Genomic DNA, 24,277 nt, shown 5'->3' on the forward strand with positions numbered 1-24,277 from the left:
AAAACAAGGGGTGAGCAGACAATTTGTCCTCTATTATCAGTTGGTAAGGTAATTGACTTATTCATATTGTAAAGAAAAAGAATTAAAAATAGATTCCTTTCTTCAAGGGAATAAAAAAACAACTTATATATGAACTTAAATAATTATACAATAAAATCGCAAGAAGCCATACAACAAGCGCAGCAAATTGCGCAAGGTTTTGGCCATCAGCAAATAGAAAACGAACACATTTTTAAAGGTATTTTCGAAGTTGATGAAAACGTATTACCATTTCTTCTTAAAAAACTGAATGTAAACATTTCTATATTAAAACAAGCTCTAGATAAACAATTGGAAAGTTTCTCAAAAGTAAGTGGTGGGCAAATCATGCTATCACAAGAAGCAGGAAAAAGTCTAAATGAGGCTTCTATTATTGCTAAAAAAATGAAGGACGACTTTGTATCTATAGGGCATTTAATTTTGGCTGTCTTAAAATCGAAAAGCAAGATTGCGCAAATGCTAAAAGACCAAGGTGTCACCGAAAAAGGTTTAAAAACAGCTATTGATGAACTTAGAAAGGGTAAAAATGTAACCTCTCAAAATCAAGAGGACACATACAACTCGCTAAGTAAATATGCTAAAAACTTAAACCAGTTAGCTAAAGATGGTAAACTAGATCCTGTTATTGGTCGTGATGAAGAAATACGTCGTATACTTCAAATTTTAACACGAAGAACAAAAAACAACCCAATTCTTGTGGGTGAACCAGGAACTGGTAAGACAGCCATTGCAGAAGGACTAGCGCATAGAATTATAGATGGCGATATTCCAGAAAACCTAAAAGACAAGCAAATATTTGCATTAGACATGGGTGCGTTAATAGCTGGGGCTAAATATAAAGGCGAATTTGAAGAACGCTTAAAAGCTGTTATCAAAGAAGTAACTACCAGTGATGGTGATATTGTCTTATTTATAGATGAGATACACACTTTAGTAGGTGCTGGAGGTGGACAAGGCGCTATGGACGCAGCAAACATCTTAAAACCTGCTCTTGCACGAGGGGAACTACGTGCTATTGGAGCAACCACTTTGGATGAATATCAAAAATACTTTGAAAAAGACAAAGCTTTAGAACGTCGTTTTCAAAAAGTAATGGTTAATGAGCCAGATACCGAAAGCGCTATTTCTATCCTAAGAGGAATAAAAGAAAAGTATGAAACACACCATAAAGTGCGCATTAAAGATGAAGCAATAATTGGAGCTGTAGAGCTTTCTACTAGATATATAACAAATCGATTTTTACCAGATAAGGCTATCGACTTAATGGATGAAGCCGCTTCAAAATTGCGCATGGAAATTAATTCTAAGCCTGAAGAGTTAGACGTTCTAGATAGAAAGGTTATGCAGCTAGAAATTGAAATTGAAGCTATTAAACGCGAAAAAGATGAAGTAAAACTTAAATCACTTCGTTCTGATTTAGCAAATATAAAAGAACAACGTAATGAGATAAATGCGAAGTGGAAAAGTGAAAAAGAAGTTGTCGATAATATTCAGAATACAAAACAAGCCATTGAAAACTATAAGCTGGAAGCAGAAAAAGCAGAACGCGAAGGCGATTATGGTAAAGTAGCTGAATTACGTTATGGCAAAATAAAAGAAGCTCAGGAACAGCTTGAAGCCTTTCAAAAACAATTACAAGCCCAATCTGAAAATTCTTTGATAAAAGAAGAAGTAACTTATGATGATATTGCCGAAGTAGTTGCAAAATGGACAGGAATACCTGTTACAAAAATGATTCAAAGTGAACGCGAAAAGCTCTTAAAACTAGAAAATGAGCTACATAAAAGAGTCGTGGGTCAAGAAGAAGCTATAATTGCAGTAAGTGATGCTGTAAGACGCAGTCGAGCTGGTTTACAAAATCCAGAAAAACCAATAGGCACCTTCTTGTTTCTAGGAACTACAGGTGTTGGAAAAACAGAGTTAGCAAAGGCATTAGCCGAATACCTGTTTGATGATGAAGGCGCTTTGACTCGAATAGATATGAGCGAATATCAAGAGCGACACGCTGTAAGTAGATTGGTTGGGGCGCCTCCAGGATATGTAGGCTATGATGAAGGTGGACAGTTAACTGAAGCTGTTAGACGTAAGCCATATTCTGTAGTGCTTTTAGATGAAATTGAAAAAGCACATCCAGACACATTTAATATTCTTTTACAAGTATTAGACGAAGGACATTTAACAGATAATAAGGGGCGTGTAGCAGATTTTAAAAACACCATTATAATTATGACTTCAAATATTGGAAGTCATTTAATACAACAGCGATTTGAGGCTACTAAAGACTTAGATTCTGCTATTGAATCTGCAAAAGTTGATGTCCTTGGCTTATTAAAACAAAGTGTAAGACCAGAATTTTTAAATCGTATAGACGACACTATCATGTTTACACCGTTAAGTAAAAAGGATATTGTAGATATTGTAGGTCTTCAGTTAAAAGCAGTTACAAAAATGATTGCTCAGCAAGGCATTACATTTGATGCCACCGAAGAAGCAGTAAATTATTTAGCTAAGAAAGGATTTAATCCAGAGTATGGCGCCAGACCTGTTAAACGCATAATTCAAAAAGAAGTATTAAATGCTTTAAGTAAAGAAATCTTATCAGGAAAAATAACGACAGATAGTATTATACTACTCGATGCTTTTGATGATACTTTGGTTTTTAGAAATCAAGGTGATCTAGTAACAGAAGAATCTTAAAAATAAATAGAGGCTATTTGTAACAAATCTTCATTCAAATAGTCTTTAAGTTGGTTGGTTAGTTGAAAAGCAACGTAAATCTATTTTGTTAGATGCGCGTTGCTTTTCTCATTAATATTATGTAGCGATGTCAAATCCTTCAAAATAGACGAAAAACCAAAAATATCGTTAAAAAAACACAAAACTTAGTTAAAGCGCAATATTTTGATAACAAACCAGTTAAATAAAATGAGTTTGCAGTTCATCGAAAATTCATTTTTTTTAAACATTTTAACAAGATAAAGTTATAACTTGGTAACATGTAAAGCCCCAAACTCTACATAAATTTATTAATTAATAGCACTCTATTTTCTTTATTCAACAAGTAAATAGAAAATAAAACTTACTTATAGAAATGAACATATCCAAGTACATTGATTACACTCTCTTAAAAGCAACAGCTACCGAACGTGAGATTATAGACCTTTGTTATGAAGCAAAGAAAAATAATTATTATGCTGTCTGTATAAATAGCTCTTATGTTGCGCTTGCCAAGCAATTACTTTTAAATACCGACATTAAAGTATGTGCTGTCGTAGGTTTTCCTCTTGGCGCTATGACTACTCATGCAAAAGTATATGAAGCAAAAAAAGCCATTGAAGATGGTGCTAATGAAATTGATATGGTGATTAATCTTGGCTTCCTTAAAAGCCAAAACTATGTATCGGTTTTAAAAGATATTAGCGATGTTAAACTAGCTATTGGTAAAATACCATTAAAAGTAATTTTAGAGATTTCTGAAATTAGTAAGAATGAGATTATAAAGGCTTGTGAAATTTGCCTAGACACAAAAGCAGATTATATTAAAACATCAAGTGGATTCACGAAAAGTGGCGCAACACTTACTGCCGTTAAAATTATTAGAAAAACGGTTAAAGATGATATAAAAATAGTGGCTTCGGGAGGCATAAACGATATTGAAACAGCCTTAAAATATATAGAAGCTGGAGTTCATAGAATTGATACTTCAATAGAGTTAAAAACTGAATCTATTTCAGTTTGATTTAAAAGTAATTTAAATGATAAAATGCCTAATAAACTTATAAATTTATTAGGCATTCTTTATTTAGTAAATACCAAACTGGAACTATTGTTTTAAATGATTATCAAAATCGCATCCCGAAACCAATACCAGCTATAAACGGGTTAATATCTACATCTGCCCCTACTGTGGCTCCAAGTGCTGTTGTAGCATCTACGGTAACATCTGTATTTAAAAGTAAATACTTCGCATCTAAATTAATAAACCATTTATCAGTAATATCAATATCGAAACCTAGTTGAAATGCAAAACCTAAGCTATTATCATAACTTACACTATCGGCAACTGGTCCTTGGTCTTCATTATAAAATAAAGTATAATTAATACCAGCTCCCAAATAAGGGTGCACAACATCTCCATTAAAGTGATATTGAAGCGTTAATGTAGGTGGTAATAACCAAACATCACCAAGAGGAATATCTCCTACTGCTGTTGATACGGCAGTAACATCATGTGGGGTAGTTGCAAGAATTAATTCTGCTGCTATGTTTTCAGTAAAGAAATAAGTGAAATCCAATTCTGGAACATAGGCATTAGAAATTTGGGCATCACCCCCTATAGCCTCTATACTAGCCGACTCATTTGGCACAACTGCAATGCCTCTTAAACGAACTTGCCATTTACTAAATGATTCTAATTGTTGTTCTTGAGCATTTATACCTGTAAATGCTAAGCACAGTAAGACTAATGTAATAGTTAATTTTTTCATATCTGTTTGTTTAGAGTTGACGCAAAATTAGACTTCAGAAGCATGTTAAAAACTGATTAAAATCATAGTTTATAAATAATTATTATATGCATCTTAGCACTAATTATTTAGGACTCGATGAATCCATTTATTTAAAAAAAATAAACTTAACTTTAACAGATAAATGAAACCCATAAATCAATATATAGATCACACACTTTTAAAGCCAACAGCTGCTAAAAATGATATTATAAAACTATGTGATGAAGCAAAAGAATATCAATTCTTTTCAGTTTGCGTTAATAGTTGCTACGTAGCTTTAGCAAGAGAACAGTTAAAAAATAGTTCAGTAAAAATTTGCAGCGTTATTGGTTTTCCATTAGGCGCCATGTCTACTTATTCTAAAGTAAATGAAGCAAAACAAGCTTTAACAGATGGTGCCGATGAAATTGATATGGTTTTAAATATTGGGTTATTAAAAAGCAAAGATTTTGATGGTGTTTGGAATGATATTGAAGCAGTTAAAACCATAATGCCAAATAACGTTTTAAAAGTGATTCTAGAAACCTGTTATCTTGAAGAACTTGAAATCATAAAGGCAAGTGAATTGGCAATACAAAGTGGTGCCGATTTTATAAAAACATCCACAGGTTTTGGAACAGGCGGAGCAACAATAAACGATATTAAACTAATGAAAAGTGTTGCCAAAGATTGTGTTAAAATTAAGGCTTCTGGTGGTATTAGAGATTCTGAAACAGCCATGGAATATATCAATATTGGAGTGGATAGATTAGGAACATCATCAGGAATTGCTATAGTAACTGGGAAACAATCAAATTCAAATTATTAAGATATGAGTGTTCATATAGAAGCAAAAAAAGGGGAAATTGCAGAAACCATTTTACTACCTGGAGATCCGCTAAGAGCTAAATGGATTGCAGAAACATTTTTTGAAAGCCCAAAATGTTTTAATAAAGTACGTGGTATGCTGGGTTATACTGGTACCTATAATGGAAAAACAATTTCTGCCATGGGAACTGGTATGGGCGTGCCTTCAATTTCTATTTACGCACATGAACTAATTACAGAGTATGGAGTAAAAAATCTTATTCGTGTTGGTAGTGCTGGATCTTATCAAAAACATGTAAAAATTCGTGATATTGTATTAGCAATGGCAGCATCTTCAAATTCGGGAGTTAATGAACTGCGCTTTGGTGGGGCTGACTATGCTCCTACTGCTAACTTTGAATTATTTCAAAAAGCTGTATATGCAGCCAAAGCAAAAGACATTCCATTAAAAGCTGGTAATGTATTTACCTCTGATGAATTTTATGCAGACGATTTTGAATCCTATAAAAAATGGTCAAAGTTTGGAGTACTTTGCGTTGAAATGGAAACCGCTGGTCTTTATACAGTCGCGGCTAAGTATAATGTAAATGCTTTGTCTATTTTAACAATTTCAGATTCTTTGGTTACTGGCGAAAGAACTACAAGCACAGAAAGAGAAACAACTTTTAAGGATATGATTGAGATTGCAATAGAATTGGCTTAATATTTATATTTTAAACAAACCTACTACTACAATAACATGGATTCTATATAAAGCGTAATTTAACTTATCATGAAAAATATACTAGTATTATTAATTCTATTAATCACTTATTCATCATTTTCTCAAAATGATTATGACACAAAAACTTCTAATTATTATTTTATTAGACATGCCGAAAAAGATAAAAGCGATAGTGCCGATAGAAACCCGCATCTAACAGATAAAGGTCATTTACGTGCGCAAAAATGGGCAGAAGTTTTTAAAAATATTTCATTTGATGCCATTTACTCCACAGATTTTTTTAGAACACGAGAAACAGCTTTACCTAGTGCTTCAAAAGACAAAATAGAATTAACCATTTACAACCATAAATCATTAAAAATTGAAAAATTCTTAAAAGAAACTAAAGGAAAAAATGTTCTAGTTGTTGGACATAGCAATTCAACGCCTAGTTTTGTAAATTCAATTTTAAAGAAGAATAAATATAAGGAAATTGAACATAGCAATAATGGCAATTTATACATAGTTACTGTTAACTCAAATGTGGTTACAGACAAATTGTTGCTTATTAATTAAGAGGTTTAACTACAATATTTTCGAGTTCAATTTTAGATAGTAATTTTAACTCATTATTTTCAAGAAACTTATCTAAGTCTTTTAAAAAAGCGCCCTCTTTTTTAGGTTTATAATTGTTATAGTCCACAAAACGGATACCTTCCAAATAACGCTCATTAAATGCTTCACGCAAGCGAAGTCCTCTCTCTCCACTCGATTCAAGATAAGAATAAGCCAAATAGTCTGTTTTAAAAGATTCAGAGTTTATCCAATAGACAAAAATATCTTCATAATCTTGCCCTCCACCTTCTTGATTAAAGGTTACTTTAACTTTATAATATTCTGAATTATTTATTGTTGATTTTCCGATATACGTTTTATTTACCGCAGGATCGTTCAAACTATAGGGTAATAACGAAAAATAATGTACCGAATTTACTGAGGCAGAATATCTAGGAATCATGGAATCTACAACCTTTACTAGACTATCGTTTATAAAACGCTTATACCCAGAATTACTCAAAATATCAAAAACAGAATCTCCATCTTTCAAGGTCATTCTTATATAAGTAAATTGACCGTTGTTTCGAACGGCCTTATAAGTTCTCTTTCTAAAATCGAATGTGATATCGGAGGATTTAATTATTTCACCACCTGAAACATCAATAGACTTATTTACAATAACGTCCACATCAATAGGTTTCTCTACTTTACATGACCATAGAAAAAACAAACTGAATAAAATGTAAAAACTTAATCGCATACCTTTGGTTTGCATGTAAAACTATATAATCCTATCTAGAAATATTATAAAGTTTCCTTAAAACTCTATTAACTTAAACCTAATATTATTCCCAGTAAATTTCTGCGATAAAATATTAATAGCCATATTTTTTAACTGCAAAACCCTTGGATAACCACCTGTAGTCTGGCAATCGCGCATTAATACAATAAGTTTTCCAGAAGGTGTTAGCTGAACTGCTCCTGGTAATACAGAAGATGTAATGATAGGTTCTAAATTATTAGGAAGTATTTCAGTTAACTGATATGCCATTCTATTATTATCTTTTGAAATAGTAAAGGGTTTTGAAAATAATAACTCTTGCTTACTCTTAGAAAGCATTTCAAATTCTGGTCCCTTTAAAACCTCAATAATGTTAGAATTCAAATGAAACTTGTCTATTTTTATAGTAGCAAGTTGTTTCACAAAACCTTTAACAGAAGTATCAACTAGTAATTCATCATTCTTAGTAATTACAGTATGCTTTGTTATGCCTTGATACATACTTCTACTACCCATCACCTTTTCTGTTTTAAATCCGCCTAAAACAGCCAAATATGTTCTGAAACCGTAATTTAGTCTTCCAAAAGATAATAAATCGCCACTTTTTACCGTAGTGGCTTTATTTAACTTTAAAGGTAAATCATTTAACTTAGGTGTCATATCTGCACCAGAAATACAAATTGTCGTGCTACATTGAAATTCAAGCACTGGTCCCATCATGGTTATTTCCATAACAGCAGATTGTGCTTTGTTTCCCAATAAAACATTTGCTAACGATGCCGAATACGCATCCATAACTCCAGAATAAGGAACTCCATATTCTTGATATCCATGGCGACCAAAATCTTGAATAGTAGAATAAAAACCTGTTTTTTGAACCTTAATCATAAATCATCTCACTCTCTAATTGATAAACACCAGCTTCTACTAAGCTTTTTATATTTTGATACTCTTTAAGTGAAACTGAATTAAACTTAATTCGATCACCCGATTTAGCAAAACAAGGTATTTCACTTTGTGCATTAAAAAATTCAATAGGCGAATTTCCAATAATATTCCAACCGCCTGGGCTTTCACTAGGATAAACACCCGTTTGCTTACCACCAATAGCTACAGTGCCTTTTTCTATTTTTAATCTAGGAGTGGCTTTTCGAGGTGTATATAAAGTTTTGTCAAGACCTCCTAAATATAAGAATCCAGGCAGAAAACCAATAAAATAAACAGTATAAATGGCGCTTGAGTGACGCTTGATAATATCACTTTTAGACATGTTTTTTTCAAGAGACATTTCATCTAAGTCAATAGCAAATTGATCGTCATAACACACTGGAATTTTCCATTGTCTGAAAATAGGTTTAATCTGTTCACGGAAACTAGCGTATATATTTTTTAATTCTTGAACACTGCTTTCTAGTACAAATTCATTTAATTCATAAATAACTAATAATGAGTTATATGAAATCCTTACTTCAATTACTACTTTAATATTATTCTTCTTGATTATTTCTTTGAAGCTAATAATATCCAACAGGATATCTTTATCAATAATCGATGGCCACTCAATTAAAATAGAATGTTCGCCAAAAGGTTTATATGTGAGTTCATAACCCATGCTTTACCTAATCAAAATACCTTTGGTTTGCAAACGACTTTCTAAACTCCTAATCAAGTTAACAGCATTTTTATTATCGCCATGAATACAGAATGTTTGAGCTTTTATTTTAGTAAATTTGCCCGTAATTGTTTTTACTTGATTTTTGGAAATTATACTAAATATATGATTAAACACATCTTCTTCAGTATAAATTAATGCATTCGCTTCTTTTCTTGAGACTAAGGTTAAATCGGCATTATAATTTCTATCGGCAAAAGCTTCATACACAATAGGGATATTATTTTCAATAGCTAATTCTTCAATAATCGATTTATAAGGCACATAAAGCTTAATAGGTAAGACCATTGATTTCATAACCTCAACAATAACATTAGCTACTTTTTCATCTACTGCGGCAAGATTATATAAAGCGCCATGAGGCTTGATATGGTGAAGTCTTCCATGTTCTTCCTGGAGTACATGCAGCAAACTATTTATTTGCCCTTTAATACTTTTAAATAATGCTGCACAGGACATGTCTAATTTTTCTCTACCAAAATTTTCTTTGTCTGGAAAAGAAGGGTGCGCACCTACCTTAACACGATGCTGTTTAGCCAACTTTACAACGGTTCGCATAATTTCAGCATCTCCAGCATGACCACCACATGCAATGTTGCAAGATGAAATTAATGGCATAATCAACGATTCGTTACCAATCCCTTCGCCTACATCAACATTAATATCAATAGCATTTGGTATCACTAGAATATATTTAACTGAAAAACTTTATTGAGTGTTGCAACAGATAGCAAGATACTAATTCCCAAAATTATAAACCCGAAGATATTCTGTTTTAAATTATTTTTATAAACTCCAAGTATAGACGATTTGTTCATAATCCAAATTAAAAAACCTGCAATAACGGGTAATAATATCCCATTAGCCACTTGAGCAAATTTTATAATATCGATAGGTTTTATATTTAATGATGAGAACAATACCCCAAGCAATAAAATGAATATCCAAACGCTTCTAAATTTGCTAGATTTTAAATTCGAATTCCAACCAAAACAGCCACTTGTTACATAAGCTGCAGCCAAAGGAGCTGTTATAGCACTAGTAATCCCCGCAGCAAACAAACCTGTTGCCAGAAAATATTTAGCGAAACTACCAAACAAAGGTTCTAAACTTTTGGCTAAATCGGCAGCACTACTTATTTCTTGAAATTGAATAGCAGCAGCCGAAACAATTATACACATAGACACCAATCCACCCAAAATAATAGCTATTAAAGTGTCTTTCCTTGCATATTTTAAATCGCTGACCTGATGCCATTTTTCTTTTACTAACGCTGCATGCAGGAATAAATTATAAGGCACTACAGTGGTTCCAATAAGCGCAATAATCGTTAATATACTTTCGTTAGGAAATTGAGGTTTAAAAACACCTTTTAGAATATTACCAATATTAGGTTTTGTAACAATAGCTGTAATTAAAAATGCTAAACTCATTAAAATCACTAATGACACCAACACCTTTTCAAGTACCTTATAATTGCCTAAATACAACAATACAAAAGCTATAATGCCAATTATAAGGCTTAAAATATTTATTGAAAATTCACCCATTTGGATACTTGGACTCCCAACAATGGTCTGTAATCCTAAAACACCGCCGCTAATATTTCCTGCTTCGTAGGCAGCATTACCAATAACGATGGCAGACAATATCAATACCATGGTAAACACTTTTAAAACAGGATTCTTAATTTCTGTTCTAATGATTTCTGACAATCCTTTTTGAGAAATAATACCCAATCGTGCAGACATCTCTTGAAGCACGATTGTAGCGATAATAGATAGTACCATCGCCCAAAGCAGTGAGTAGCCAAAATTTACACCTGCAAGCGTACAAACAGTAACCGTACCTGGTCCAATAAATGCTGCTGCAACTAAGGGACCCGGACCAATATTTCTAAACCAGTTTTTAATCATTCTGTGACGCATTAAGCGCATAAATAGCAAAACTCCCTAGCCAATGACCACCTTCATAACTATCGCCAAAAATGCTCGGTAATGAATAGTGGATATGTTTATTAGCAATATTTTTCAAGTGATTATATTCTGGTAGGCCTTCCGATATTTTATATAAACTCCATGCTCTTGAAAAATTTACGCCATCTAAGTGTACTAGATGTCCATCGGTTCTATCGGAAACAATACCAACTTCTAAAGCATAGTTTGTGTCTTTTAACTGTGGTAAAAACGCGTTCAGCCAAATTTTAAAATCCTCAATAGATAACAACCGTTTCATTAAAGCTGCTTCTTCTAAGCATGGCGATAAGAAATCGCTACCACTGGGTTCCCATGAGATTGGACAACCTTTATCATTATCATAAAAAAACAAAGCACGTGTTTCAATAGCTTTTTTTAAGGCTTCATTATTAACAGTTTCTGCATAGTCGTATGCAAAAGATAAACCAAAAGCAGTATTTGTATGCGTTCCAACACGTTGAGGATAATTTAATTTAGGTAGAAACTCAATGTATTTGCCAACTAATAAATCTGTAAGTGGTTGTAAATTATTCTCCAATTGTCTAGCGGTATCATCATCCCAAGTATGTAATTCTTCGGCTAGTTTTAATAACCAAGCCCAACCATAAGTACGTTCGTAAGATTTATTATGTTTTCCATGAAAATAAGCAACTTCTGCTTTTATATTTTCTTTTGAAATATTATTTAAAAGTTTTTGTTTGATTTCTTCTGCATTATCGATGTTTGGAAATGACTTTAGCAAACTTACCAAACTCCAATGCCCATGAACCGCGGAGTGCCAATCGAAACAGCCATAAAAAGCAGGATGTAATGTTGTAGGTGGTTTTAAATCTTCTTCACCTCCTAAAGTTTGAGATAATTTATTGGGATATTCAGTGTTTATGCAATGTAATGGCAAATCGGCTAGCTTGTTAGCTTGTTCAAGATTAAGTACAGGTGTTTTAGCCATTTCGATTGGTTCTATTTTTTGGTTTTTTTTATTTTCTTTTTTTGAATTACATCCTATAATCGAAATTGAGAGTATAGTAATTAATATAAAATTCTTCATTTTTAGTTTTTTTTAAAATATTGACAACTGATTGTTAAATAATTAATCAAAACTTGACTTAACCCAACCACCCCTCTCGATCCAAACTACGATATTGAATAGCTTCACTTATATGCGAACCATTTACTTCTTTAACACCTTCCAAATCAGCAATGGTTCTTGATACTTTTAAAATTCTATCATAAGCTCTAGCAGATAAATTCAAACGCTCCATAGCGGTTTTTAAAAGTTCTTTTGAGTTTTCGTCTAACAAGCAATATTTTCGAATTTGCTTGGTATTCATTTGTGCATTATAATGAACAACCTCTGAATCGCTAAAACGTTGTGTTTGAATTTCTCTAGCTTTAGTAACTCGCTTTCTTATATCTACAGAACTTTCACCTTTTCTATCATCTGAAAGTTTATCAAATGGAACAGGGGTCACTTCAATATGAATGTCAATTCTATCTAATAATGGCCCCGAAATCTTACTCAAATAACGTTGCATTTCAGCAGGACTAGACGTTACAGGAGCGTCGGGATCGTTAAAATAACCTCCTGGACTCGGATTCATACTTGCTACCAACATAAATGAAGATGGATAAGTAACGGTAAACTTAGCTCTGGAGATAGTAACTTCTCTATCTTCTAAAGGTTGACGCATTACCTCTAAAACTTCGCGCTTAAATTCGGGTAATTCATCTAAAAATAGCACACCATTGTGAGATAAAGAAATTTCACCAGGTTGTGGATAACTACCACCTCCAACTAAAGCAACATTGCTAATTGTGTGGTGCGGACTTCTAAACGGGCGTTGCGCCATCAAACCCGTATCTTTAACTCTACCCACTACCGAATGGATTTTTGTAGTCTCCAATGCTTCATGCAGCGTCATTGGTGGTAAAATACTTGGCAAGCGTTTTGCCAACATAGTTTTACCTGCTCCTGGTGGGCCTATTAAAATAATATTATGCCCTCCAGCTGCAGCAATTTCCATGCAACGCTTAATACCTTCTTGCCCTTTAACATCGGAAAAATCGAATTCAGGAAAATCTAAGCTCTTTTGAAACTCTTTTCGGGTATCTATAATGGTTTGCTCTAAGGCTTCTCCTTTGTCAAAGTAATTAATAACTTCTTTAATGTTATCGACACCAAAAACTTCTAAACTATCTACTATGGCAGCTTCTTTGGCATTCGCTTTCGGAAGTATAAAGCCTTTAAAACCTTCTTCTCTAGCTTTAACTGCAATTGGTAAGGCACCTTTTAGGGGTTGTAAACTCCCATCAAGAGACAATTCGCCCATAATTAAATACTTATCCAAATCATCTGCTATAATCTGTTTTGATGCGGCAAGAATTCCAATTGCTAAAGTCAGGTCGTAAGCACTTCCCTCCTTGCGTAAATCGGCAGGTGCCATATTTATTGTTATTTTTTTACCAGGAATTTTATAACCATTATTTTGTAATGCTGCTGCAATCCTGTAGTTACTTTCCTTTATGGCATTATCTGGCAATCCTACCAAATGATAACCAATACCATTATCAACATTTACTTCAACTACAATTGTGGTGGCTTCCACACCAAAAACAGCACTTCCAAAAACTTTTTTAAGCATACTTTTAATTTACTGCTTAAATGTAAGAAAAGTATTTTGAAAGTAACTTTAAGAATAACCTATAAATTATATAGTATTTTCACTTTATGCATCAAAACATTATATTTTAATGTTAATTTAGAATATAAACAAGTTAATCGTGCAGTTTTTAAAAATTATAAAAAAGCATAAATTTGTAATGCTATTAATTAATTCCTTCTGGGGATTTAAACATCCAAAACTCTGCATAATTAAATTATGTGGAGTTTTTTTATGAAATAACCGCAATTCAATCAGGTAAGTAAATTAATGTTGTCAATTATAGAAAATAAAAGCGTAATCGTTATATTTGCTTAGACATAACGATAACAATTCATGATTTCAATCTCCGAAGCTATTTCAATTGTAAAACACAACGGAAAGCCATTACTTAAATCAACCATAAAAACCATTGAAAAAGCTGGTGGCTATATATTGTTTGAAGATATCCACTCACCTATTTATATGCCGCCATTCAGACAATCTGCTATGGATGGTTATGCTTTAAACCTTCATGATGATTTATCATATAAACTAATTGGAGAAGTAAAAGCAGGTGATGGCCATGAGTTACAATTAAAAAAAGGGGAAGCCATAAGAATATTTACTGGAGCTCCAGTACCAGATTCGGCTAATGCCATTATGATGCAGGAAAAAGTGGTAGTTAACGGTGAAACCATAACAATTTCTGAACACATTCCTTTGGAACATAATATTCGCCCATTGGGTGAGCAGGTAAAAGCTGGGGATATTGCCTTAAAAAAAGACACAAAATTGACACCTGCTGCCATAGGGTATTTAATTTCTTTAGGGATTACGACTGTTTCAGTGTACAAAAAGCCAAATATTGCTATTGTGACGACAGGAAACGAATTGATTGAAGCGGGACAAGATTTACCACACGGAAAAATATACGAAAGCAACTCGAAAATGTTATTGAGTGCACTTTACAATTTAAAGTTTTATGATGTAAGGCTTTATAAAGTTGAAGATGATTACAAAAAAACAGTTGATACGCTTAAAGATACTTTGGAAAATAATGATTTAGTTTTAATAACAGGTGGCATTTCTGTTGGCGACTACGATTTTGTTGGAAAGGCTCTGAAACAACTACATGTTGAAGAACTATTTTATAAAGTAAAGCAAAAACCAGGGAAGCCTTTATTCTATGGAAAAGAAGACAATACTCAAGTTTTTGCGCTTCCCGGAAATCCAGCTGCTGCCTTGTCTTGCTTTTACGTTTATGCATACATCACGTTGCAACAATTGATGAATCGTGAAGATGTAGAATTACCAAAAGTTGAAGCAAAAACCATTAATACTTTTGAAAAGAAAGGAGACAGACCTCAATTTTTAAAAGGTATTTATAACAATGGTGAAGTTGAAATTTTAGATGGACAAAACTCCTCGATGCTACAAACCTTCGCCTTATCAAATGCTTTGATTTTTATACCTGCTGAAATATTAAAAGTGAATTCAGGAGATATTGTTGAAGTTATTTTATTACCTGTTTAGATAGAAATTATGAGCTATAAAATTAAAAGTCGTATTTGGATAGAGTCTGAAGATAATGTCCTTCTTGGTGAAGGACGTGTACATTTACTCAAGGCTATTAATAAAACTGGCTCGCTTTCAAAAGCGGCGAAATCTTTAAATATATCTTATAAAAAAGCGTGGCAACTATTAGACTCCGTTAACAAATCAGCTAAAAAACCAGTAACCATAAATAGTATTGGTGGCAAAGGTGGTGGCGGTGCAGAACTTACTGATTATGGTAAATCTTTAGTACAAGCCTTTGATGAGATTAATAGGAATTGTTGGGCGTTTTTGGATAAAGAATTGGCGAAAATTGAACGATTATAAAAACTATTGTCCCTCGAGCGCAGTCGAGAGGCTTAGTTAGTAAAAATAAAATAGGTCTCGACTGCGCTCGACCAAACAATACAACTTATAACTTTAAATACTCTAGGCACTCTAAGTACTTTTAACTTTTATGCTTCAAACCGAAAACATATATCTTTTTTTAATCATTCTACCTGTAGTATCCTTTTTATACTCTAGCGTTGGTCATGGCGGTGCAAGCGGCTATTTAGCACTTATGGCTTTATTTTCATTTGCTCCAGAAAGCATGAAACCTACGGCATTATTGCTCAATATTTTCGTTGCTGGAATTTCATTCTACTACTATTTTAAAGCGGGGCATTTCAACAAGAAATTATTTATCTCATTTGCCTTAGCTTCTATTCCAATGGCATACTTAGGCGGTACTTTAGAAGTTGATGCGTCACTTTATAAAAAGATTTTAGCTATTTTATTAATCTTCGCCATTCTAAAAATGCTTAATGTTTTTGGGAAAGAAAGTAACAACATTAAACCAATAAAACTTTGGCAAGGACTCATTTTTGGAGGCTTTATTGGTTTCTTTTCAGGACTCATAGGTATTGGTGGCGGTATCATTTTAACACCTATAATTCTCCTGTTGCATTGGGGGAAAATGAAAGAAGCCGCAGCAGTTTCGGCATTGTTTATCTGGGTGAATTCTGTAGCTGCTTTGGTTGGTCAAATAAGTAGCGACGTTTCAATTGAAAAAGGCACTTTCATATTAGTAGCTATTGCACTTATTGGTGGTATTCTAGGTGGCTATTATGGCAGTAAAAAAATAAATAATCAACGTTTACGGTACATTTTAGCTTTTGTCCTAATTATAGCTTGTGCTAAACTCATATTCACATAAATGAAATACAAAAAGCACATAACAGGTATTATTTTAGCAGGAGGAAAAAGCTCAAGAATGGGAACAGACAAAGGGTTCTTAATATTGAATAACAAACCCTTCGTGCAATACAGTATTGATGCTTTAAAACCTTTAGTAGATGAAGTTATTATTGTTTCTGATAATTCTGATTACGATGTTTTCGGGTTAAAACGCATTATAGATATTACCAAAAACGCAGGTCCTGTTTCTGGAATTTATTCAGGCTTAGAGGCATCAAAAACTGAACTAAACTTGATTTTGAGTTGTGATATTCCGTTGATAACTTCGGAAGTATTAAAACAATTAATTAATGCTGTAGATGAGAACTCAGAAATTATTCAAGTTGAAAGTAATAGTAAAACAATGCCTTTAATCGCGTTATACAAACGCCCCATAAAAGACAAGTTCAAAAGTTTTTTAGAACAAGATGAACGTCGGTTAAGAGTAGCTATAAAAGCTTGCAACTATAAAAATGTTGTTTTAGATGAAGTTTATCAAAACACAACGGTAAATGTGAACACAAAAGAAGAATTAAAACAAATTAAAGATGCTTATAACGATTAAATATTTCGGACAAATAGCAGAAGTCACTCAAAAAGAAGAAGAGCAATTAGAAGTTTCTGAATACTTAATTTCTGGAGTTATAAATACTTTGAATACTAAATATTCAGATTTAAAAAACAAAGATTTTCAAATAGCACAGAATCAAGAATTAGTAGATTTAGAAACAGAACTAACAGGAGCAGAAATTGCTTTATTGCCTCCTTTTGCGGGAGGGTAATTAGTCTTCCCGCAAGGTCTTTTTTTAACCTTGTAGGTATAAACGAAAACTAAAAAGATTAGCTATTATTAAGGAAACCTACAAGGTTTTTGAACCCTTGTAGGATTAACAAAACAATGAGTAGATACAACAGACATATCATTTTATCAGAAATCGGACAAGCAGGTCAAGAAAAAATCTCTAATGCTAAAGTGTTGGTTATTGGAGCTGGTGGTTTAGGGTGTCCAGTTTTGCAATACCTTACCGCAGCTGGTGTTGGAACCATCGGCATCATAGATTTTGATATGGTTGATTTGTCCAACCTACAACGTCAAGTGTTGTTTGGAACTTCATCACTTGGAAAAAATAAGTCTTTAGCAGCTAAAGAGCGCTTACAAGATTTGAATAACGATATTATGGTTGTTGCATATCCTGAGTTACTCAATTACCAAAACGCACTTGTACTATTTCAGGAATATGATATTATTGTGGATGGTTCTGATAATTTTGAAACACGATATTTAGTAAATGATGCCTGCCTTATCACGAATAAACCATTAGTTTTTGGTGCTATTTACAAGTTTGAAGGTCAAGTAGCTGTATTTAATTATAACCAGGGTCCAAGTTACCGTTGCCTCTTCCCCAACCCTCCGCAAAAAGATTCTGTTCCTAATTGCTCTGAAATTGGTGTTATTGGTGTACTTCCAGGTATTATTGGAAGCATGCAAGCCAATGAAGTTTTAAAATTAATTTTGGGATTAGGTGATATTTTATCAGGAAAATTACTATGCTATAATGCACTTAAAAGTGACATCTCAATTTTGAAGATTAAACGAAATGAAGCAATTATTCAATCCGTTTTAAAAGAAAAAGATAATTTTAAAAACAAACAGATTAGTATCAATTGCTCAAATAAAATAGATACCATTTCAATAAAAGATGTTTTGCAGAAAGATAACGTTCAGTTTATTGATGTTAGAGAAGCAAATGAAGCTCCCAAAATTGAAGATTTACAAGTTACTTACATCCCTTTGAGTGAATTAGAAATGAGTCTAGACAAAATTGATACAACGAAGAGAAAAGTCCTTTTTTGTCAATCAGGAATACGAAGTAAACAAGCTGTAGAGCTATTACAAGAGCTAGATATACAAAACTGCTTTAGTAGTATTGAAGGCGCTACAGAAATAATTCAAACCTACAAGGTTTTTAAAACCTCGCAGGATTTAAAACTATAAAGCATAATCAACCTGCAATGTTTTACTAACCTTGTAGGTCTAAAACGAAACAAAACATGAAAGATAAAAAACCAAAAAACGTGTTCCAAGAAGGTGCCATAACTTCAGAATTTATAGGCAACTCCATTTATAAACATCAAACCAAAACCAGTATTGGCGCTCATAATATTTTCTTAGGACAAGTTCGTGCTGATAACATTGATGGCAAGACCGTTTCTGCTATAGAATATACAGCCTATGAAGATATGGCGAATCAAAAGTTTCACGAGATAAGAGAATCTGCTTTTGAAAAATTCGATTTAACCTGCATGCACATTTACCACAGTTTAGGCAAAGTAAAAGTAGGTGAAATATGCTTATTCGTATTTGTATCATCTCCAAGGCGAAAAGTGGTTTTTGAGGCTTTAGAATATATTGTTGAAGCTATAAAAGCAGATGTTCCAGTTTTTGGAAAAGAAATTTTTGAAGATGAAAGTCATCAGTGGAAGGTTAATTCTTAAACTAAAAATAGACCTGTCAGGTTTCAAAAACCTGACAGGTCTGAAATCAATAACAAACATTAAAGAATGGTAGATATAACTCATAAAAACACAACACTACGAACCGCTGTAGCTCAAGCCATTGTTAAGGTTAGCAAACCAGAAACTATACAAGCCATAAAAAATGACACCGTTCCAAAAGGCAACGTATTCGCCATGAGTAAAGCTGCTGGTTTATTAGGCGTAAAACGTACACCAGATATTTTGCCTGATTGCCACCCCTTACCTATTGAATTTACAGGTATTGAATATAAAGTTGATGGTTTAGAAATTACGGTTTTATTTACAGTAAAAACCATTTACAAAACAGGGGTTGAAGTTGAAGCTATGCATGGCGCTAGCGTAGTGGCGTTAAACATGTACGATATGCTCAAACCTATTGATAAAGGTATTGAAATACACACCATTAAGCTTCTGAATAAAAAAGGAGGAAAATCAGATTTCAAAGACACATTCAGAAAAGATTTAACGGCAGCAGTTGTGGTTTGTAGCGATAGTATTTCCGCTGGTCATAAAGAAGACAGAGCAGGAAAAGCCATAATTAGTAAGCTTGAAAGTTGTGATGTAAAAATATCAGAATATATAATCATCCCAGATGAAAAAGGTAGCATTCAACAAAAAGCAAAATCCTATCAAGAGCAAGGTATAGATATGGTTATTTATACTGGCGGAACTGGGCTTTCAGGGCGTGATGTTACCCCAGAAGCCTTACTTCCAATTTTAGATAGACGAATTCCTGGAATAGAGGAAGCGATTAGAAACTATGGACAAGAGCGTATGCCTTTTGCTATGTTATCAAGGTCTGTTGCTGGAACACTTGGTGATACTTTAGTTTTAGCACTTCCTGGGTCAACCAATGGTGCAAAAGAATCCATGGATGCCATATTCCCTTCTGTACTACATATTTTTAGAATATTAAAAGGCGCTAGACACGATTAAAACGAATCACAGACCAGTCAAGTTTTAAAAACCTGACAGGTCTGAATCGAAAAAATAAATGACAAATAATAAAAACATATTACAAGATTCGCATGGTAGAGACCATGCCTACCTTCGTATTTCGTTAATAGAGCGTTGCAATTTACGTTGTACCTATTGCATGCCTGAAGAAGGTGTTAAATTATCTCCAAAGAGTCATTTAATGACTTATGAAGAAATTTATGATATAGCAAAAACCTTTGTAAGTCATGGCGTTACAAAAATTAGACTAACTGGTGGCGAACCTTTAATAAGAAAAGATATCCCTGTAATTTTAGAAAAGCTCTCTACACTTCCTGTCGAGCTTTCTATCACTTCAAACGCTGTAATTATTGATAAATTTATTGATGTCTTAAAGGCTAATGGTGTTAACAAAATAAACGTAAGTCTAGATTCTTTAGATGCAACAAAATTTAAACACATTACTAGACGTCATGAATTCAAAAAGGTTTATGATAATATTCTTCTTTTAGTACAAGAAGGCTTTACAGTCAAAGTGAATGCTGTTTTAATGAAAGGCTTTAATGATAATGAAATTATTGATTTTATCAATTTCACTAAAGATCTACCCATTTCTGTTCGGTTTATAGAATTTATGCCTTTTGATGGCAATAAATGGGATATGAGCAAAATGGTGTCTTATGCAGAAGTGATGACTTATGTAAATAACGCTTTCGCGGAAAGTAGCATTGAGCGTTTACAAGATGCACCTAATGACACTTCAAAAAACTATAAAATAAAAGGCTTTAAAGGCAGTTTTGCGGTTATAAGTTCAGTTACCAATCCGTTTTGTGATTCTTGTAATAGATTGCGTCTAACAGCGAATGGCCAGTTAAAAAATTGTTTGTTTTCATCTGGAGAATCTGATTTATTAACGACACTTCGTGCAGGCAAATCAATTGAACCCATCATTCAAAAAGCAGTTCAAGCAAAATTTAAAGTTCGTGGTGGGATGGATACTTTAAAGAAACTTCAAGAACCTAAATTACACACTAATAACAGGAGTATGATTACTATCGGCGGCTAAAAGGCTTTAATTTCTTTCTTATAATAATTTAACAAAATCTAAAAGTTTAGCTTATTAGTCTTTTGGATATGCTAATTATAGGTTAGTAGGTTCAAATTTTAAGTATATTTGACTAGAACCATGTAACCATTAAAAAATGAAGAAATTATTTTCCTTCAGTATAGTATTTTTCCTTTTAACTTCTTTGTTTTCTCAAGAAACAGAAATTTATTTCAAACCCTTAAAATACAGACATATTGGCCCTTTTCAAGGAGGAAGATCTGTTGCTGTAAGTGGTGTCATTTCAGATCCTTTAACTTATTACATGGGATCTACAGGAGGTGGGCTATGGAAAACAAAAGATGCTGGACAACGCTGGGAAAATATATCAGATGGATTTTTTAAAACAGGGTCAGTTGGAGCGGTTGCTGTTTCGGAGTCTAATCCAAATATTGTGTATTGCGGTATGGGTGAGCATGCTGTTAGAGCTGTAATGACATCGTATGGTGATGGTGTTTACAAATCTACAGACGCTGGTAAAACTTGGAAGAAAATAGGACTAGATAAAACGCAGCATATTTCAAGGATTGTTATCCACCCAACAAATCCAGATATTGTATTTATTGCTGCCCAAGGAGCTTTATATGGTCCATCGAAAGAACGCGGTATTTACAAATCTGTTGATGGCGGTAAAACATGGAAAAATGTTTTATTTATAAATGATTTAACTGGTGGAGTCGAACTATCTATGGATATGAATTATCCAGAGATAATGTACGCAGCAATGTGGCATCATCAAAGAAAACCATGGAAAATAATTAGTGGAGGTTCTGGAAGTGGTTTGTATAAATCGACTGATGGTGGTGAAACTTGGAGCCCAATTCACGAAGGCTTACCTAAAGAAAAAGGTAAAATGGCGATTTCGGTTTGTCGCTCTAACTCCAATAAAGTATATGCCTTAATTGAAAGCGATAGCAACAAAGATTTAGGTGGATTATTTGTTTCATTAAATGCGGGAGAAAATTGGTCTCGTGTTAGTGATGATAATCGTTTAACGCAGCGAGCTTGGTATTATACAGAGGTTTTTACCGACCCAAATAACGAAAATATTGTCTATGTATTAAGTGCTCCAGCTTTAAGATCTATAGACGGTGGAAAAACATGGAGCGTATTAAGAGGTACTCATGGCGATTTCCATGATCTTTGGATTAACCCAAAAAACTCGAATAACATGGTTATAGCAAACGATGGTGGCTCAGGTATTTCATTTAATTCAGGTAATACATGGTCTACACAATCAAATATGCCACTTGCTCAATTTTATCGAATCAATACAGATAATCTCTTTCCATATAATGTTTATGGTGGCCAGCAAGATTTTCCATCACTAAAAATTGCAAGTTTATCGTATGGAAATTCATCTATTTCAAGTAAAGATTGGTCATATTCTGCAGGTAGTGAGAGTGCTTTTTTAGCTTTCGATCCAGACAATCCAAGATACGTAATGGGTGGAAGTTACTTAGGGACAATAAACGTTTTAGATACAGATTCTAATACCAAAACAAAAATAATGGCTGCTCCTATTGAATATCTAGGAGAAGATGCCAGAGACATGAAATATCTTTATAATTGGAATGCTCCAATAATAAAGTCTCAACACACTCCAAACACATATTATCATTGCGCCCAAATGGTGTTGAAAACAAATGATATGGGACGCACATGGAAAGAAATATCTCCAGATTTAACTCGTAATTTAGATGAAAGACAAGGCAAAGGTGGTGGACCATATACTAATGAAGCGGTTGGTGGTGAAAATTATGGAACCATAAGTTATATGATAGAATCACCTCATGAAAAGGGTGTTTTTTATACAGGAAGTGACGACGGTTTAGTATATATAACCAAAGATGATGGAGAGAATTGGACTAACATAACGCCCAAAGATTTGAAAGAATGTTTAGTTAACGCTATAGAAGTGTCGCCTCATAATCTAGGAACCGTGTATATTGCTACTACACGATTTAAATTCAATGATCATACCCCTGCGATTTATAAATCGACTAACTACGGAAAAACATGGAAAAACATTAGCTCGGGTATTCCTAATGGTTCTTTTACAAGAGTTGTAAGAGAAGATTCAAATCGAAAAGATTTATTGTATGCTGGCACAGAGAAAGGAGTTTACATTTCTTTAGATGGTGGTAATACTTGGGAAGCATTTCAGTTAAACTTACCAATTACCCCTATCACAGATTTAAAAGTACATCAAGGTAATTTAGTGGTTGCTACTTCAGGAAGAGGGTTTTGGATTCTTGATGATCTGTCAGTTTTATCAGAATATAAAAATGATAAAACCCATTTAAAATTGTATTCTCCAGCAGACACATACCGAGGTCATTGGGGAAGTCAATTAAATAGTAATAATAAAAAATTTAAAGGTTCAAATACTTTTGAAGGCGTTAACCCTGCGAATGGTATGGTTATGTACTACGAGCTTCCAAAGGTAAATGACTCTACAAAAATAAAACTAGAAATTAAAGATAGTAACGGTAACTTGGTAAGGTCTTTTACTTCAGAAAAGGACAGCACATTTATAAAGTACGATGGTGGACCTTCAAGCGAGCCTGTTCTAGATAAAAAAGAAGGCTTAAATAGGTTTGTATGGAATATGCGACATGCCACCATACCTGGAGTTAAAAATGTTTATATAGAAGCAGATTATAGAGGGCATTTAGCTACACCTGGCACTTATAGTTTAAGTTTAAAATTTAATAACGAAGTTGTAACAACGGAAGCTAAAATTGTTGAAGTTCCTTTATATCATACTAATGCGAAAGATTATTTGGCTTACAACACTTTCATGAGAGAAATGGAGCAAAATGTAACCGAAATGCACAATGTTGTTAATTCATTATTCGAAATACAAAAACAATTAAGAGAAATGATTGTGTTTTTAAAGAAGCATCCTGAAAGCAAATCTTTAGTTACAGAAGGAGAAAATTTACTAAAAACTCTAAAGGCATGGGATGACGAAATGGTTCAGAGAAAATCAAAAGCATACGATGACGTTGAAAATTTTCAAAATAAATTTACGGCGAACTACCTATTTTTAATTAATCAATCACATAATATATTACCTATAATTAATCAATCATCAAAAGACAGAAAAAAAGAGCTTGATACAAAATGGGTGCAGTTAAAAAAACAAGCTGAAACTTTTACAAATTCAGCTATACCTGATTTTAATAAAAAACTATGGGATAAAGGTATTGGTGCAATAAAAATGAATTAGCTTTT

At 33.3% G+C, this 24,277-nt stretch carries 23 protein-coding genes; 15 read left to right on the forward strand and 8 right to left on the reverse strand.

The features are described 5' to 3' along the window. Nucleotides 1–129: 129 nt before the first annotated feature. On the forward strand, nucleotides 130–2,736 hold the full coding sequence (gene clpB / locus Q0739_RS07555; RefSeq protein ID WP_298238106.1) for an ATP-dependent chaperone ClpB: 2,607 nt from the start codon (nucleotides 130–132) through the stop codon (nucleotides 2,734–2,736). Between the two features lie 394 nt (nucleotides 2,737–3,130). Next, on the forward strand, nucleotides 3,131–3,778 hold the full coding sequence (gene deoC, locus Q0739_RS07560) for a deoxyribose-phosphate aldolase (protein ID WP_298238107.1): 648 nt from the start codon (nucleotides 3,131–3,133) through the stop codon (nucleotides 3,776–3,778). 103 nt (nucleotides 3,779–3,881) lie between these two features. Here deoC (Q0739_RS07560) and Q0739_RS07565 read toward each other — a convergent pair whose 3' ends face one another. Next, on the reverse strand, nucleotides 3,882–4,526 hold the full coding sequence (locus Q0739_RS07565; RefSeq protein WP_298238108.1) for an OmpW family outer membrane protein: 645 nt from the start codon (nucleotides 4,524–4,526) through the stop codon (nucleotides 3,882–3,884). A 163-nt stretch (nucleotides 4,527–4,689) separates the two neighbouring features. Here Q0739_RS07565 and deoC (Q0739_RS07570) point away from each other — a divergent pair, with 163 nt between their 5' ends. The 3 genes from deoC (Q0739_RS07570) (at nucleotide 4,690) to Q0739_RS07580 (ending at nucleotide 6,633) form a co-directional block, all read left to right on the forward strand. Continuing rightward, a complete protein-coding gene (gene deoC, locus Q0739_RS07570; RefSeq protein ID WP_298238109.1) occupies nucleotides 4,690–5,355 on the forward strand; it encodes a deoxyribose-phosphate aldolase in 666 nt (221 codons plus the stop codon). Nucleotides 5,356–5,358: 3 nt separating this feature from the next. Beyond that, entirely contained in the window at nucleotides 5,359–6,057 is a 699-nt protein-coding gene (gene deoD / locus Q0739_RS07575; protein ID WP_298238110.1) for a purine-nucleoside phosphorylase, read from the forward strand. Nucleotides 6,058–6,126: 69 nt separating this feature from the next. Then, nucleotides 6,127–6,633: a phosphoglycerate mutase family protein gene (locus tag Q0739_RS07580; RefSeq protein WP_298238111.1), complete on the forward strand. Its 507-nt coding sequence runs from the start codon at nucleotides 6,127–6,129 to the stop codon at nucleotides 6,631–6,633. On the opposite strand, the gene Q0739_RS07585 is transcribed toward Q0739_RS07580, so the two are convergent. Genes Q0739_RS07585 through Q0739_RS07615 form a run of 7 tightly spaced genes read right to left on the reverse strand, consistent with a single transcriptional unit; the run spans nucleotide 6,626 to nucleotide 13,686 of the window. Next, a complete protein-coding gene (locus Q0739_RS07585; RefSeq protein ID WP_298238112.1) occupies nucleotides 6,626–7,375 on the reverse strand; it encodes a DUF6503 family protein in 750 nt (249 codons plus the stop codon). The two genes, Q0739_RS07580 and Q0739_RS07585, sit on opposite strands and share 8 nt — an antisense overlap. Nucleotides 7,376–7,432: 57 nt before the next feature. Further along, nucleotides 7,433–8,284, reverse strand: coding sequence for a biotin-dependent carboxyltransferase family protein (locus Q0739_RS07590; RefSeq protein WP_298238113.1), 852 nt, complete (start codon nucleotides 8,282–8,284; stop codon nucleotides 7,433–7,435). After that, nucleotides 8,277–9,008, reverse strand: coding sequence for a 5-oxoprolinase subunit PxpB (gene pxpB / locus Q0739_RS07595; protein ID WP_298238114.1), 732 nt, complete (start codon nucleotides 9,006–9,008; stop codon nucleotides 8,277–8,279). The genes Q0739_RS07590 and pxpB overlap by 8 nt, the downstream gene beginning before the upstream one ends. A gap of 3 nt (nucleotides 9,009–9,011) precedes the next feature. After that, nucleotides 9,012–9,752, reverse strand: coding sequence for a 5-oxoprolinase subunit PxpA (gene pxpA, locus Q0739_RS07600; RefSeq protein ID WP_298238115.1), 741 nt, complete (start codon nucleotides 9,750–9,752; stop codon nucleotides 9,012–9,014). Further along, a complete protein-coding gene (locus tag Q0739_RS07605) occupies nucleotides 9,752–10,984 on the reverse strand; it encodes an Nramp family divalent metal transporter (RefSeq protein ID WP_298238116.1) in 1,233 nt (410 codons plus the stop codon). The genes pxpA and Q0739_RS07605 overlap by 1 nt, the downstream gene beginning before the upstream one ends. Then, the gene (locus tag Q0739_RS07610) at nucleotides 10,977–12,092 is read right to left on the reverse strand and encodes a DUF2891 domain-containing protein (RefSeq protein WP_298238117.1); all 1,116 of its coding nucleotides are present in this window, start codon (nucleotides 12,090–12,092) and stop codon (nucleotides 10,977–10,979) included. Before Q0739_RS07610 ends, Q0739_RS07605 begins: the two co-directional genes overlap by 8 nt. A 58-nt stretch (nucleotides 12,093–12,150) precedes the next feature. Further along, on the reverse strand, nucleotides 12,151–13,686 hold the full coding sequence (locus Q0739_RS07615; RefSeq protein ID WP_298238118.1) for a YifB family Mg chelatase-like AAA ATPase: 1,536 nt from the start codon (nucleotides 13,684–13,686) through the stop codon (nucleotides 12,151–12,153). 354 nt (nucleotides 13,687–14,040) lie between these two features. Between Q0739_RS07615 and glp the strand changes: the two genes are divergently transcribed. From glp to Q0739_RS07665, 10 genes are all read left to right on the forward strand, one after another. Further along, on the forward strand, nucleotides 14,041–15,219 hold the full coding sequence (glp, locus tag Q0739_RS07620; protein ID WP_298238119.1) for a gephyrin-like molybdotransferase Glp: 1,179 nt from the start codon (nucleotides 14,041–14,043) through the stop codon (nucleotides 15,217–15,219). A 9-nt stretch (nucleotides 15,220–15,228) separates the two neighbouring features. Then, complete coding sequence (locus Q0739_RS07625; protein ID WP_298238120.1) at nucleotides 15,229–15,567, forward strand: LysR family transcriptional regulator; 339 nt, start codon at nucleotides 15,229–15,231, stop codon at nucleotides 15,565–15,567. A 130-nt stretch (nucleotides 15,568–15,697) separates the two neighbouring features. Next, nucleotides 15,698–16,438 carry a sulfite exporter TauE/SafE family protein gene (locus Q0739_RS07630; RefSeq protein WP_298238121.1) on the forward strand — a complete coding sequence of 247 codons (741 nt, stop codon included), beginning with the start codon at nucleotides 15,698–15,700 and terminating at the stop codon, nucleotides 16,436–16,438. Continuing rightward, nucleotides 16,439–17,023: a molybdenum cofactor guanylyltransferase gene (locus Q0739_RS07635; protein ID WP_298238122.1), complete on the forward strand. Its 585-nt coding sequence runs from the start codon at nucleotides 16,439–16,441 to the stop codon at nucleotides 17,021–17,023. It abuts the gene before it with no gap. After that, the gene (locus Q0739_RS07640; protein ID WP_298238123.1) at nucleotides 17,007–17,240 is read left to right on the forward strand and encodes a MoaD/ThiS family protein; all 234 of its coding nucleotides are present in this window, start codon (nucleotides 17,007–17,009) and stop codon (nucleotides 17,238–17,240) included. Before Q0739_RS07635 ends, Q0739_RS07640 begins: the two co-directional genes overlap by 17 nt. 116 nt (nucleotides 17,241–17,356) lie before the next feature. Beyond that, nucleotides 17,357–18,454, forward strand: a complete 1,098-nt coding sequence (locus Q0739_RS07645) for a HesA/MoeB/ThiF family protein (RefSeq protein WP_298238124.1) — start codon at nucleotides 17,357–17,359, stop codon at nucleotides 18,452–18,454. A 56-nt stretch (nucleotides 18,455–18,510) separates the two neighbouring features. After that, nucleotides 18,511–18,954: a molybdenum cofactor biosynthesis protein MoaE gene (locus tag Q0739_RS07650; protein ID WP_298238125.1), complete on the forward strand. Its 444-nt coding sequence runs from the start codon at nucleotides 18,511–18,513 to the stop codon at nucleotides 18,952–18,954. Between the two features lie 66 nt (nucleotides 18,955–19,020). Then, a complete protein-coding gene (moaCB, locus tag Q0739_RS07655; RefSeq protein ID WP_298238126.1) occupies nucleotides 19,021–19,932 on the forward strand; it encodes a bifunctional molybdenum cofactor biosynthesis protein MoaC/MoaB in 912 nt (303 codons plus the stop codon). Between the two features lie 58 nt (nucleotides 19,933–19,990). Next, nucleotides 19,991–20,998: a GTP 3',8-cyclase MoaA gene (moaA, locus tag Q0739_RS07660; RefSeq protein WP_298238127.1), complete on the forward strand. Its 1,008-nt coding sequence runs from the start codon at nucleotides 19,991–19,993 to the stop codon at nucleotides 20,996–20,998. Nucleotides 20,999–21,134: 136 nt separating this feature from the next. Beyond that, entirely contained in the window at nucleotides 21,135–24,272 is a 3,138-nt protein-coding gene (locus tag Q0739_RS07665; protein WP_298238128.1) for a glycosyl hydrolase, read from the forward strand. Nucleotides 24,273–24,277 lie beyond the last annotated feature (5 nt).

This window comes from uncultured Algibacter sp. (assembly GCF_947487605.1).
In the GTDB taxonomy this organism is placed as follows: domain Bacteria; phylum Bacteroidota; class Bacteroidia; order Flavobacteriales; family Flavobacteriaceae; genus Algibacter_D.